Source organism: Streptomyces tuirus, from assembly GCF_014701095.1.
GTDB lineage: Bacteria > Actinomycetota > Actinomycetes > Streptomycetales > Streptomycetaceae > Streptomyces > Streptomyces tuirus.
Genome location: NZ_AP023439.1, coordinates 37,606 through 50,189 on the forward strand (window position 1 = coordinate 37,606; position 12,584 = coordinate 50,189).

Sequence of the window (12,584 nt, forward strand, 5' to 3'; positions counted from 1 at the left end):
GCACCGGGTGGGCCAGCCGGTGCTGTGCATTGATGTTCTCCAACCAGGCCAGGTGTGGGGCTCGGTCACACCGGTTGTGACTGAGCGCCCCGTAGGGCAGCGGGACGGGAGGGGCTCCTGCCCGAGCCGGTGTCGAAACCCGTCACTAGGCTCCAGTGCCATGACCAGTGATCTCGGGTTCACCTGCTCGTGCTGCGGTGCCCACCACTCTGAGCTGCCGATGAACTACTCGGCCGAGGCCCCGGCTGTGTGGGATCCGGCGTTCGCCGACGCCGACAACTGCCTGCTCTCCTCGGACCAGTGCGTGGTCCACGCGCAGCACTACTTCGTGAAGGGCATGATCGAGATACCGATCGTCGATAGCGACGAGGTGTTCTCCTGGGGGTCTGGGTCTCGCTCAGCCGCGAGAACTTCTCCCGCTCGGCGGACCTGTGGGACACGCTCGGCCGCGAGGCCGAGAAGCCGTACTTCGGCTGGCTGACCACTGATCTGCTGGTCTATTCGCCCACGACGCTCAATCTCAAGACCCACATCCACACCCGCCCGGTTGGCGAGCGCCCCTACGTCGAACTGGAGCCCACCGACCATCCCCTCTCCGTTGAACAGCGCGCGGGGATCACCCTGGACCGCGTGCGGGAGATCGCGGAGGCCGTGCTCCACTCCGGCAGCAGCGAGGAGCAGTGATGGCCGGTACATCGGTGTCGTCGATCCCGGTCGTGCCTTCCGGCTTGAGCCGCAGAGCCCAGAGGTTCGTCGAGGTGGACGGCATCCGTGTCCCTATGCAGGGCATCCGGCGCCACCGCGACGACTGGGTCGGGCGCGGGATTCCCGCAGCGGAGATCGACCGGGCCTTGGAATTTCAGGACCGCTGGGGCGGCATTGCCCTGCCGCCGGCCCCGTTCTACGAAGGCGGCCCGCGCATCCTGGACGCCGACCATCCCGAGGGCTCGGAGACAGAGGGCTGGTCGTTCCCGGCCGGGAGCGGTCGGGTGGCCATGGCCTACGGATTCATGATCGGACCTGAAGGCGAGTTCGGGATTGACGCCAACCGCTGGTCACCCCTGCACGCCAACACAGACGGATGGGTGGAGTCCCTGGCGCTCGCCGCCCATGCCGGACGCTGGGCCAAAACCGTCACCAAGATCAGGGGCAAGGCCGTCGAGTCCCTGCCTCGGCGGGTACGAGCCGGTACCTGAAGTGCAGGGCCTGACCGACACGTGGTGGCGAGGCCAGGACTCGCTGATCGCCCTCTACCGCGGCGAAGCTGTTGGCCTTGACGCGCCTCAATACCTTGAGGCTCACCTCTACGGAGGCCTCGACGAGTGGGGCCTCCACGGCGGCTAACCGCTCGCCAGCGCCTCCGGATCTGAGCACCCAGTTGGGCCAGACGGGCCAACTACGACGCTCAGTCACACGTGGAACGGAACGTGTTCGACGACCTGCTGTGACTGAGCAATGGACCCGTTCTATGAGCACTGGATACGTCGTGCTGTGCGTTCAGGTTGGCGCGCGGGGTGGTGCCGCCTTGGGGGCGGTGAGCCGGGCACCTTATGGGCGGACGTCGTGATCGATACGGCCTACCCTGTTAGCCGCTCGAACAAATGGTCAGGGGTGGGGATTTGTATGGCGGAGGGCGTGGGCGGGGGCAGAAGCGGGGGCAGCGGGCCGCTGACGGGATGGCGGCGTGGGCTGGGCTGCATGACGGCGCTGGCTGGCGGGCTGGCCTTGCTCGTCGGTGGCGCCTGGGTGTTCCTGAGCGACTCGGGCTACTGGCCGGGCGCGTCGATGACGACCGCCTGGGAGGCCCCGTACGACCGCAATGCCAACGAGCATGGCAATCGGGCCTGGCTTGTGGGCGACACCATGGTCCGCAGCCGCTTCGACGCGGTCACTGGGTTTGACGCCGGGTCGGGCAAGCAGCGCTGGGAGTATGTGCCCAGCCGGGCCGACATCTGCGCCACCAGCCCGACCGCCGACCAGTCGGTGGCGCTGCTCCTTTACGGCGAACCGCGCTCGGACTGTCGCACCCTTGCTGCGCTCGACCTCACCACCGGCCGTGAGCTGTGGCGCACCACCGCTATGGCCGCCGCCGTGGAGACAGGAGCCGGGCTCGGGGTGTTTCTCGACGGCGGCGACCGGTCTGTGCGGGCAGTGGACCTGCGCTCCGGCGCGGCGCGCTGGACGGCCGCTGTGCCGAAGGGGTGCGTCGCGCAGCCGGGCCTGGCCGCCGCGCGCCACGTCCTCGCCGTCGTCAACTGTGGCGAGGAAATGAAGCTCGTCGCCTTCGACCCAGCCGACGGGCAGGAACGATGGACCGTGCCGCTCGATTCCCGCCGCGGTGTGCCCGCTGACACGGGCGCGGCCCTGGTGTCGGCCGACCCCGTCGTGGTGCGGGTGGGGAAGGAGGAGGGCAGCGGAGCATACTCCTATCGCGCCTTCGGGCCGGGCGGCCGGCCCCAGGGAGTAGTCGACGAAGTCGGCCGTCACGGCGACATCATCGACGCGACGGTAGCCGACGGACGGCTCTATGCGACCGCCCGTTACCAGGGGCGGCAGTCCACACTCGACCGGTTCGTCGCCTTCGATCTGGCTACCGGGGAAGAGCTGTGGCGCGAGGACGTCGGAGGCGGCGGTCGCCTCGTCGGGCTGCACGCGGCGAGCGGTCGGGTGATGGCCATCTGGGGCTCCTCGAAGTACGGCGATCAATTGCGCGTCCTCGACGCCGCCACCGGCGACGAAGAGGAAGACCGCGCCTTCCGTGACTCGGTGGACGGCGTCGTCAGCCTGTTCCCGTACGAGGACCTCGTCATTGTCTTCTGCCACGGCCAAGGGGCGCGGCCCTTCACCGCGTACGAGCGGTGGTGAAGGCGGCAGGAGGAACTTCTCCAGGTGGCTGGCGGGCGCAGCTGCGCATCGGAGTCGTCCATCCGGGCCATCTACGGCGCTCAGTCACACCTGCACCTGACCTGGAGCGTTTGCTCACCCTGAGGTGTGGCACGCGATGTGGCTGGCAGGCATCGACAGCAAGATCGCCGAGCTCCAGCGGCGGGAAGCCGAACGAGAACACGGCCGACGCGTCCGGCCCGCCAGGCCGGATTGGATCGTCCAGCTCGGTATCGGCACTGGACGCCCGCCCGTCCAGGTCCACGCCGGCAACTGGCCGCGCCATCAACCGCGACGAAGCCCACCGGCTCCTGGCCTCCGGGCTCCCCGCCTGTCCCCACTGCCAGCCCGACATGGACCTTCGCATCCTCGACTGACCCAGCACTGAGGCGCGGAGAACGGCCTTGTGGTTGAGCGGAACCGGGCAAATTTGCCGGTTCCGCTCAACCACAAGGCCGCCGCCCCCTGCCAAGCTCCGCAACTCAGCTAAGGGACGTGGGCCGCCTCGGGGGCGGAACGGCCCGCAGCAGCTCCCACAGTGGCCGGGAGCCCGAGGCCCATACCGCCAGGGTCTGGCGGTCCACCACGTGCAGCCGCTGCTGCTTGGCGAAGGTGACTGCCAGCCCGGTCACCCTGCCGTTCGTCACGATCACCGCGACGTCCGCGCCGTGCACTGGCCGGGCCGTGCCGTTGAGGACCTGCAGATCCGGTGTGCCCACGGCCGAGCCTCGGGCGCCGTTGCGGCGGTGCTTGCACTGGATCACCCTTCTCTGCACTTCACTCTCACGGGTTAAGGAGGATCCGTGACTCGTCAAAGAACCTCCGAAGTATCAGGGGACGGACCGGCTGGCGACCGCGTGTCAGGTCAACGGGGCGCCGGTAGGATCAGCGCTCTCATGGGGGGCGCAATGCGAACATCAGGGCGGGGCGGTGAGGGGCAGAAGTACGCCCTGACCTCGGATGAGGACGACGCTGACTTCTGGGGCTTTGCTCACGAGGCCGAGGGGTTGTTCACGCCGCTGCTGGACGAAGAGGGAACACGCCGAGTGCACCTCACGGGCTGCCTCCCGCAGGGCGGCCTACTGGAGAGCGTTAGCCACGTCGGCAGTCGTCGCGCCTTGGCGGGGAATGCCTGGTTTCAGCTCCTCGACGGTGACGGTGCCACCATGGGGTCCTACTTCGTCAACGAGGTCACCGTCATCGACGTCAAGCCCTCCGCCTGCGGGGCCGGCCTCGTCGACCTCACGATGACGCTGTGGTGCGAGAACGCCGTGGCCGGAGCGGAACGAGTATTGGACCTGATCCGCACGGGTCATCTGGACCGCACCGGCATGTGGCACGAGCTCGCCCCCGAGGACAGACGAGCATGGCTGTCGGTGACGCTGTGCTCCCAGGAGTACCAACGCCAGGGAAAGGCCGACGCTCCTGCAGGCCAGGTGTTCACCTTGGACGGTCGGCACATCGTTGACCGAGACAGCTTCTACTGCGCGATCGGTGAAGCCATCAACGGCCCCGGCGGATACTTCGGCTGGAACCTCGATGCTCTGACCGACTGCCTCAGAGGGGGCTGGGGTGCCACCACGCCGTTCACCGTGCACTGGGATTCCTCAGCCCAGGCCAAGGCACGGCTGCAAGAGCGTGTGCCCTCCGGAGAACGCGAAGTCGCGCTGTTCGACCTGCTCCTGGAGATCTTCGAAGAACAGGGCGTGAGCGTCATCCTTCGGTGACAGTTTGATCAGTCCTGGGGGCGACGGACGTGGGGCAGGCCGAGGTGGACGGCGGTTCGTTGCTTGATCCTTTCGGCCTCGATGCGCTTGGCCCGGAGGAAGGCCAGGGTCTTGTCGATGCCGTCGATCTCTCCCAGCCATCCTTCGAGTTCGGCCCGCTTGCGCCGCAGGATTAGGTCCTTCTCCAGCTCTTCGAGCCGGGACAACATCTTGGGGTTGAACTGGAGGACCGGGCAACGGATGCAGGCGTGTTCGTGTTGGCATGGGGTGCCGTAAGGGCGAGCGCAGTTACCCAGCTCGACCTTGCGTTTCTCGAAGTGCTCCTCGAACTCAGCCCACTCCTGCTTGGTGACCTCGCCGTATTCGATGGCCGGCCGCAGGGACCGGCGGTTGTTCAGGAACTGCTGGTAGTGAGCGACGACGTCCTCGTTGAAGACCGCGACGTATCCCTGAGTGGTCTGGAGATTGAGATGGCCGAGCAACGCAGCACCGATGTGGATGGGCAGTCCGCCGTTGACGATCTCGGTGGCGAAGAGCCGTCGGAAGTCGTGCGGGGTGAAGGTCAGTCCGGCGAAGGCTTTGTCCGTCTCGCCGATCTCTTGGCAGGTCCGGCGGAGCATGTTGAGCATGGTGCCGGTCGCCAGGACGCTGCGGATGGTGCCGACCTGTCGCTGGAAGAGGAAGGGCATGCGGTCTGACCAGCTCTTCTCGTGCCCGTCATAGCGGCTGACCAGCGGGATCGTCCGGCCGTCGCGGGTGTGGCGGCGGATGATCTGGGCGACGACGTGGAAGAGGTCGGCTGACATGGGGATGACTCGTTCGCGGTCGTTCTTCGACGGGGCGATCACTAGCAAGGCGATGATCTCGCCATTGGGTCGCTCGTATTGGCGAATGCTGAGGTGGGTGAGTTCTGACAGCTCTTCGATGCGGATGCCGCTGTGCCGCAGGACCTCAACCGCGGCCCACTCCCAGAACGCCGAGTCCTCAGCGAGGGTGATGTTGATCAGCTCACTGGTTTCTTCGTCATGGACGCGGACGGGGGGTTCGGCCTCGACCTTGACCAGCCGCTGGTCCTTCTTCGAGTTGCTGCGGCGGTAACGGCGGTCGTCGTACTCGAAGGGCTCGCCCAGACTGACCTGCCGCCCGGCTTCGAGCAGCCCCAGGAGTCGTTCGTGCCGTTCCTAAACGTATTTCACCAGGTCAGGCAGCAACGGCTGCCGTTGCCGGGTGCGGTCGGCCATGCGCCGGCTCATCTCGCGACGACGCTTGGAGAACCCCTTCAGATCCTGGGGGCGAACCGGGCAGGGAGCCGCCCAAGAGCCCCAGCGCTCGGGCTCGTCAACGGCCCAGGACTGCAGATCCAAGTAGAAGCCGCGGATCGCCAGGAGAATCGACTCGATGTTCTTTCGCTCTCGGCTACGGTCCTTCTCCCAGAAGGCGATCTCCGCCCTCCACTGGTCCCAGACGTCCTGGCTGAGGGTGAGGTCGGCCTGTCCGGGGCAGATCTTCTCGATCTTCGACCAGAAGGTCCCTGCTAGCAGACGGGCCAGGCCGTCCCGGGTGATGTAGTCGGTATCAGCCTGCCGGCGGACGAGGTAGTCGATGATCACCTGCCGGACGGCCTGGCTGCGGAGCGGGTAGCGGTCGACCATCTGCTCGGGGGTGAGCTGCCCGGTGTAGATGAACTTCCGCAGCGTGGAGGGGGTGCCGGGCGGAAAGTGTCCGATCGAATGCAGGATCTCCCAGGCGCCCAGAGCCGCGAAGCGCGACTGATCACCCCTGGCGCCGTGTGTGACACCCAGACGTCGGCACTCCAGCGAGTAGTGCAGCAGGGCCTCTGGAGTGAGGTGCTCCAAGGCGATGCCCTGGGTGGTGAGCGCGCAAGCGACGTCGAACTTGATACGGATGCGGTAACTCAACCCCAGGTCAGGGCGGGCGTCGACGGCTGCATAGAAGACGTCCAGGGCAGGGTCGCGGCTGGCCGGCCCGAACCACTCGGGATAGTCGCTGAAGGTGTTCGCACGGAATCCGCCGACCGAGGGCTGGATCACCCGCGCGCAGAACGCCAGCTTTGCCGCCGAGGTCACGTCATGTCGGTCCTGGGCCCGGTCGGAGGTGACGAAGGTCTTGACCGGCAGTGCCTTGTCACCGTCGAACGGGCTGGCCTCCCACTTCGTCTGCCAGTCAGCTCCGGGCCGGGTTTCCAGATGAGTGAACAGCAGCCGCAGGCCGCGGCGGCGCTTCTCGTATGTGGAGGGGGTGCGACCCGGCACGATCTGCTCGACCAGCGAGCACAGATGCTGGATCGAGGCCTGGGTCAGATCGCCGAAGGGTGCTGGCGGGCTGTCCGGCCGAGGGGCCGGTGCGGCCTTGACCGCGGCATCCGGGAAGCGGGTGGCGACCGGCTCGTCGAAGTCCATGCCCCGGAACAGAGTCCGGCGATTGCGGGCGGTGTAGGTCGAGGCAAGGGTGCCCTGGACGTTAGCCACCGAACACCGCCCGGACGTCAGCGGGGTCGTAGCCCGGAGCGAAGGACCGCTCGACGCGCGGCCGGTTGTAGTGCTCCTGGAGCTTGTCGAAGAGGTCCTCGACGCGGGTCGTTAGGTAGATGCCTGTCGTGGCCAAGGCGGTGTGTCGCATGATCGCGCGTACTTCCGAGAGAGTCAGGTGGGGGTCGTTGGCCATCCGCTGAGCAGCGGTGTGCCGGAGGTCGTGGAGGGTCCAGTTGGTACCAAGCTGGGCGTTCGCCCTCTGGAGGGTGCGACGCATCGCCCAGTAGGTCAGGGACCTCTCGGCGCCGTGACGGGTCCGCCAGACCGGCTCATCGGCGGCGGGAACGCCCGCCTCGTCGAGGTAGGCGGCCAGCAGCAGGAAGCCCTGTGGGCTGGCGGGGACCAGTTCGCGAAGATCGGTGCCCTTGGTGATGACGTGCAGTTGCTGGCCGGACCAGTCGATGTCGCCCATGGTGATTCCGAGCAGTTCGCTGGCGCGGGCTCCGCTGGAGACGTAGAGCTGGAGCAGGGCTCGGTCACGGTCGTGGTTCATGGCCGCGAACAGCTCGTCCCACATCGTGTCGGGGATCGCCCGCGGCTGCTTCTGTGAGGTCCGCTGCCGCAGTCGGCCCCGGCGGTGCAACGGCGTCGGCTCGTCCGGGCTTCGATGGGCCAGGGCCCGTCGGCGCTGCACCGATTCCGGAACCGGGTTGGCCACCGGGCCGCGGCCGTAGTGCCGGTGGAAGGCGTAGAAGCCGCTGATGACGGTCAGAGCGTGGTTGATTGTGCTCGGGGCGTATCCAGCCTTCAGGTACTGCTTGCCGGTGCGGGTGTTCACCGACCCGGGCGGTGGGGCGGACGGATTGCTGCGGTGGCGCTGCGGGTTCTTCGCCGTCCGGAGCCAGCCGACCATGGCGGCGGCGTCCGCCTCGGTGGCCTTCTCCCAGTCGACGTCCAGCAGCCACAGCAGCCGGAACCAGCGCAGCAGATCGTAGGCGTAGCTGCGGCAGGTGGCCGGGCTGTTGTCACCGAGGGCGAGATCCTTGAGGTACGACTCGGCTGGGGCGACCAGGACGCCGTCAGCATCGACCACGGCGTACGGCGGGAACTTGCGAGGCAGTTGGACCACCGAACCGATACGGGGCACGTCGTGACGTCCCTCGATCAGTTCGTGTCGCAGGTCCTTGGGCAATGGGGCTCCTTGGCGGGTTTGTCGTTGGCCCGCTCAACGACCCAACCGAGGTGCAGTTAACAGACCAGCGCCGCCCGAGGGGGTCGGTGGCTTTCACGTCCGCGCCCAGGTCGCCGCCCCCGCCGACGCGCTGCGCGTCCTGGCAGCCGTCGCGGAAGTGGGACGGGTTCCGGGCGCTGGTCTCCGTCGACGCCGGAAAGGTGGTGCTGCGCTCCAGGCGCGGCACCGAGACGGGTCCGGCGTTTCCGGAGATCGTGGCCGGCGCCGCGCAGCTACCGGACGCGACCGCTATGGACGGAGTTATGTGACCTGTACGGGTGTCTCAGACCCAAGGTGTCTCAGGCGGCGCACCTCCGTAGACGAGACGCGTTCGCCGCCGATGGTTCGGGGAGCCGAGGAAGGAGATAGGGTCGTGCGGCCGTTGCCTGGTCCCAACGATGTGTAGGCAGTCCCCGCTCTTCTGTAGGCGATTGCGCCCGCGTTCCAGTTTTCTGTAGGCAGGTTCCGAGTCCGTCGGCCTTGTGTCGGTGGCTGAGGGCTCCTACGGTCGTGCCGTCAGTCGGCGGAATTCCGGAGGCCCGGAGTCCTGCCCCAGCTATGTGTAGGGAGTCCCACGCCTTTGTGGGTGAGTGGCCCGCGTTCCGGTGATGTGTAGGCGGGATCTGCATCTGATGGCACGAATTATGCTGAGGCCCCGCCTCATCAGCTCAGGGAGCTTCGTGCCGCCGTCCTTCGTTCATCAGATAACCAAGTACAACCCCGCCGACCGTGACGAGCGCGGGCACTACACGGGTGCTGAGGACACGGTGAGCGACCACGGACCGGTCGAGGCGGCCTACTTGCAAGCGATCGCCGCCTTCGCACGGGAAGCGGGCATCGACACACTGGAGATCCGTGAACCCGAGGTCGCCGGCTTCGTCAACTTCGGCCTGGAAGAACCGCTTGACGGCCATGGCCTCGCCAGCCTGTTCCCGCCGGACCTGACTGGCTACTACGACGGCGCCGAAGTTTCACTGTCTGTAGCGTTGGAGCTGGTGCGGACCATGCTTCGCGACGAGGGGGCTTGGTGCCGGTTGGAGCGCGAGGACACGTTCACCATCCACGTCGGGTGGGACCAGTACGTGTACGTCAGCAGCGACCGACCCTGCGACGCAGCGGTCGCCCAGACACGTGAACTCGGCCTGTTTGCACAACCGATCAGCGCCTCCCCCTACGCGGCTGATCTTGAGGAACCTGAAGTGACCGAGGCTGCCGACGAGGACTTCTGGGAACGAGTCCGCGTCGAACTCGCGTCGCAACAGACGCTGCTCCTGGAAGAGGCCTACATCCGTAACGCGACCCGTTGGCACCGCCTCACCGCGAGCAATCTCGACCCGGTACGCGCTGGGCTCGGTCCTCGCGCGCTCCTGACGATCTGGCCGGACCTCAACCCCGATGTTGACGAGGTCCTTGCTGCGCTGCCCGCGGACGCCTCCATGGACTTCGTCTGGGAGGCACCAAACGGAACGATCCGCCACGTCACCATCGACGAAACCGATCACCAACAGCTCGCCTCCCTGGTCGCGGGCGCGAAAGCAGCCTGCTCTTTGCCCCTGATTCTCGACGAGCGCCACCCGCTGTTCCATGCTGCCTTGCCGGATAGCGACGGCGTGCTGCGCGCCAGGTGGTGACTAGGCCACCGCTGGCGCCGTGAGCGACTCATCGTCCTGCCTACGGCGGAGTGGGACGTTGGCCGCTCTCGTGTCCCGCTCAACTCTAGGCACCGCAGGTCAAGGTCCTCGCCCTGCCCACACCTATCTGGGACAGGACAGCCGTCGGCGCGGCGCGGATAACCTGCGCGAATGAAGTGGATTCAGCGGGCCGCTGGCGCGGTCGTCGGCTCAGCGGTGGGTGACGCTCTGGGCGCCCCCTTCGAGTTTGGCCCCCAGGGAGCGTTCTCTGCGCGGTTTCCCGCGCCTGGTGCCGGTGGCGAGATGTGCGGAGGTGGTGGCTGGGACCCCGGCGAGGCCACCGACGACACGCAGATGGCCGTCCTGGTCGCGGAGTCGCTGCTGGAACGGGGCGGGCTGGATCTCCCGGACATCTTCGCCCGCTTCCAGCGGTGGGCGGCATCAGAGCCGAAGGACATCGGCTTGCAGACCGAAGACGTCCTGACCAACGGCATGCCCTGGGACCTCGCCGCAGCGATCCATTTCCAGGTCAACCAACGAGCCGCGGGAAACGGCTCCTTGATGCGGGCGTCGACCTCCGCAGTCCACTTCGCGGCCGTCGGCCAAGAAGCCACCATGGAGGCGGCCCGCCGTATCGCTGCCCTCACCCACGGCGACCGCGCGGCCTGGGAAGGAACCGCGATCTTCCACGAGCTCATCCGTGTCACGTTCGAGGACATTGACCCCCTCGCCGCGCTCCCGGACGTCCTGGCTCTTGTCCACCCCGACCACCGCGGCCGCTACGCCACCGTCCTCGCGCCCGACTGGCACCCCGAGCAGGCGACCGAGTAGCGGTGCCGTCTGGCCCTGTCTGGGCTCCGCCGTCTGGGCCCTGCGCACCACGACCGGCTTCGAAGACGCGATACGCGCGGCGATCGACCTCGGCGGTGACACGGACACCGTGGCCGCGGTGACCGGAGGCCTCGCGGGGGCGTACTACGGGCTGGACGCAATCCCCGCCCGCTGGACCCAACCGCTCCCTGTCCCCCTCCCAGGATTCGACGGACGGGTGCTGCACGCGCCAGATCTACTCAACCTTGCACACCGCCTCGGAGGCTGAACCGGGTGCTGTCCCGCACTCTCCACCGAACTCCGGCCCTTAGCCGCAGTCACTTGACCAGTGGCTCCGCAAGGAGGACGACTCGATCTGCTTCGACATCGAATCCGAGCACCGGATGACCATGGGCACCCTCCGGATGCATCAGCACCGGCTTACCCAACCGCCGCCCGATCTCCCGCAAGAAGCCGCAGAACAGTTCAAGTCGCTCCTGTCCCTGCAACTCGCGCAGATCAACGTCGAAATCGATCTCCTCGTCTGAGTAGAAGCGGAAGATCGCCAGCACATCAGCTCTCAGCCAGACACGCAGGCTCGGGCACTCAGTATCCGCTGGTCGAGACAGTGCAGCCTCCGCCTGGGGCAGGGGAAGCACCCTCTCTCCTTCGGAGTATTGGCACTTCCAGCCCTTCTCCACGACGAGATCCAGTACCTCCTGCCAGTTATTCCTCGAGGCATCAGGGACACTCACGTCCGGTAGCGATCCCATCAGGTCCGGATCGAAGAAACACTTCACGTCATCCCACAGCAGATCAGCCACACCGTCATACTGCCCGGCACCCGGCCTCAAGGCAGCCCTATTTTCCCTGATCAAGAGCATAGAAGCCTTCGCAGGAAGTAGAGGCGCGGCAGTCATTCCGGCGGCAGCATTCGAGGCGTCACGGGGAGGGAGGCCACGGAGCCGCCGCGGTGGAGGGCTTCGCGCAGGGTGGCATTCTCCGCTTCGAGTTCGGCGTTACGCAGGCTCAGAGCCTGGATGTGGTTGGCGTAGGCGGCGATGGTTGCGCGCGCCTCCCGTTGCTCGGCCGCGTGTTGCGAACGCAGCGTCCGGTCGGCCTTCTTGAGGCGGGCGACGTCCGCCGTCAGGGTGTCCGTCTGCGGGCGGGGCGCGTCCGGTGCCCGGAGCAGTCCGGTGATGATCTTCGCCAGGGGTGAGCGGTAGTAGGTGGCGCGCGAGATGCCGGCTTCCGTGCACAGCGTGGAGACAGACAGAGCGCCGCTGGTGTGTTCGGGGCTGCCGGTCACGATCCGCTCGAAGGCGTGCACGACAGCCTGGTCGGTGCCCGGCCGCACGGGAATGCCGGCGTGTTCCAGGGCGTGTCGCAGCCGCAGTGCCGAAGGGTCATTCATGCGTCGGGGGTTCCGGTGGCGGTGAGTTCTGCAATGGCGTGGTCGAGGTCGGCGATGTGCGTGGTCAGCGCGGCGGTCTGGAGGCGGGACAGCCCTGCCGGGGCGTCGCGCGGGCGCTGGGCCTGGGCGCGGGCGGTGGCCAGGCGAGGCAGGTGGGTGCTGGAGCGGCGGCCATTGGGACAGGTCAGGCACATGGTCAGCAGCGGCAGGGGCTGGCCCGCGTGCTGGGCTCGCTTTGCGCAGAGAGCGGTGGAGGGCTGATAGAAGCAGTCGTTGAGGACGCCTGGGTGAAGGGTCTTCGTCAGGTGCTGCAGCATGATGCGTAGCCGAGCGGGACTGGCGATGATGCCGGGCAGGTCGCCTAGCTCCCGGCGGATTCGGTCAAACTCGGCATTC

The 12,584-nt window shown here is 67.2% G+C and carries 10 protein-coding genes and 5 pseudogenes; 7 read left to right on the forward strand and 8 right to left on the reverse strand.

The features are described from left to right. The first annotated feature begins 220 nt into the window (after positions 1 to 220). The 4 genes and pseudogenes from IGS69_RS00175 (at position 221) to IGS69_RS34415 (ending at position 3,260) form a co-directional block, all read left to right on the forward strand. Positions 221 to 684: pseudogene (locus tag IGS69_RS00175) on the forward strand (DUF2199 domain-containing protein). Next, positions 684 to 1,344, forward strand: a pseudogene (locus IGS69_RS00180) (hypothetical protein). The pseudogenes IGS69_RS00175 and IGS69_RS00180 overlap by 1 nt, the downstream one beginning before the upstream one ends. A 354-nt stretch (positions 1,345 to 1,698) precedes the next feature. Beyond that, entirely contained in the window at positions 1,699 to 2,865 is a 1,167-nt protein-coding gene (locus IGS69_RS00185) for a PQQ-binding-like beta-propeller repeat protein (protein WP_190895795.1), read from the forward strand. Further along, a complete protein-coding gene (locus IGS69_RS34415; RefSeq protein ID WP_232543730.1) occupies positions 2,862 to 3,260 on the forward strand; it encodes a DUF6233 domain-containing protein in 399 nt (132 codons plus the stop codon). Before IGS69_RS00185 ends, IGS69_RS34415 begins: the two co-directional genes overlap by 4 nt. A 105-nt stretch (positions 3,261 to 3,365) precedes the next feature. Here the strand turns inward: IGS69_RS34415 and IGS69_RS00190 are convergent. Next, positions 3,366 to 3,656: pseudogene (locus tag IGS69_RS00190) on the reverse strand (restriction endonuclease); the annotation flags it as partial. A 123-nt stretch (positions 3,657 to 3,779) separates the two neighbouring features. On the opposite strand from IGS69_RS00190, the gene IGS69_RS00195 reads away from it, so the two are divergent. Continuing rightward, on the forward strand, positions 3,780 to 4,610 hold the full coding sequence (locus tag IGS69_RS00195; protein WP_232543367.1) for a barstar family protein: 831 nt from the start codon (positions 3,780 to 3,782) through the stop codon (positions 4,608 to 4,610). A gap of 8 nt (positions 4,611 to 4,618) precedes the next feature. On the opposite strand, the gene IGS69_RS34420 is transcribed toward IGS69_RS00195, so the two are convergent. From IGS69_RS34420 to IGS69_RS34430, 4 genes and pseudogenes are all read right to left on the reverse strand, one after another. Continuing rightward, a complete protein-coding gene (locus tag IGS69_RS34420) occupies positions 4,619 to 5,773 on the reverse strand; it encodes a tyrosine-type recombinase/integrase (RefSeq protein ID WP_332836574.1) in 1,155 nt (384 codons plus the stop codon). A gap of 18 nt (positions 5,774 to 5,791) precedes the next feature. Beyond that, a complete protein-coding gene (locus IGS69_RS34425) occupies positions 5,792 to 7,030 on the reverse strand; it encodes a hypothetical protein (protein ID WP_232543368.1) in 1,239 nt (412 codons plus the stop codon). A gap of 61 nt (positions 7,031 to 7,091) precedes the next feature. Beyond that, positions 7,092 to 8,294, reverse strand: coding sequence for a tyrosine-type recombinase/integrase (locus IGS69_RS00205; RefSeq protein WP_232543369.1), 1,203 nt, complete (start codon positions 8,292 to 8,294; stop codon positions 7,092 to 7,094). 52 nt (positions 8,295 to 8,346) lie between these two features. Further along, positions 8,347 to 8,448 (reverse strand): annotated as a pseudogene (locus tag IGS69_RS34430) (restriction endonuclease); the annotation flags it as partial. Between the two features lie 565 nt (positions 8,449 to 9,013). Here IGS69_RS34430 and IGS69_RS00215 point away from each other — a divergent pair. Next, positions 9,014 to 9,964 carry an RNA-binding protein gene (locus tag IGS69_RS00215; RefSeq protein ID WP_190895799.1) on the forward strand — a complete coding sequence of 317 codons (951 nt, stop codon included), beginning with the start codon at positions 9,014 to 9,016 and terminating at the stop codon, positions 9,962 to 9,964. Positions 9,965 to 10,135: 171 nt separating this feature from the next. Next, positions 10,136 to 11,063 (forward strand): annotated as a pseudogene (locus IGS69_RS00220) (ADP-ribosylglycohydrolase family protein). Between the two features lie 49 nt (positions 11,064 to 11,112). Here the strand turns inward: IGS69_RS00220 and IGS69_RS00225 are convergent. The 3 genes from IGS69_RS00225 to IGS69_RS00235 all read right to left on the reverse strand — a co-directional run bounded on the left by IGS69_RS00225 (position 11,113) and on the right by IGS69_RS00235 (position 12,505). After that, the gene (locus IGS69_RS00225) at positions 11,113 to 11,598 is read right to left on the reverse strand and encodes a hypothetical protein (protein ID WP_190895801.1); all 486 of its coding nucleotides are present in this window, start codon (positions 11,596 to 11,598) and stop codon (positions 11,113 to 11,115) included. A 92-nt stretch (positions 11,599 to 11,690) separates the two neighbouring features. Further along, positions 11,691 to 12,188 carry a hypothetical protein gene (locus IGS69_RS00230; RefSeq protein WP_190895803.1) on the reverse strand — a complete coding sequence of 166 codons (498 nt, stop codon included), beginning with the start codon at positions 12,186 to 12,188 and terminating at the stop codon, positions 11,691 to 11,693. Beyond that, complete coding sequence (locus tag IGS69_RS00235; RefSeq protein ID WP_190895805.1) at positions 12,185 to 12,505, reverse strand: hypothetical protein; 321 nt, start codon at positions 12,503 to 12,505, stop codon at positions 12,185 to 12,187. The genes IGS69_RS00230 and IGS69_RS00235 overlap by 4 nt, the downstream gene beginning before the upstream one ends. Positions 12,506 to 12,584 lie beyond the last annotated feature (79 nt).

Coding starts and splice junctions, on each gene's coding strand:
- IGS69_RS00230 (WP_190895803.1), bottom strand. CDS start 12,188: ATGAATGACCCTTCGGCACTGCGGCTGCGACACGCCCTGGAACACGCC.
- IGS69_RS00235 (WP_190895805.1), bottom strand. CDS start 12,505: ATGCTGCAGCACCTGACGAAGACCCTTCACCCAGGCGTCCTCAACGAC.
- IGS69_RS34425 (WP_232543368.1), bottom strand. CDS start 7,030: ATGGACTTCGACGAGCCGGTCGCCACCCGCTTCCCGGATGCCGCGGTC.
- IGS69_RS00195 (WP_232543367.1), top strand. CDS start 3,780: ATGGGGGGCGCAATGCGAACATCAGGGCGGGGCGGTGAGGGGCAGAAG.
- IGS69_RS00185 (WP_190895795.1), top strand. CDS start 1,699: ATGACGGCGCTGGCTGGCGGGCTGGCCTTGCTCGTCGGTGGCGCCTGG.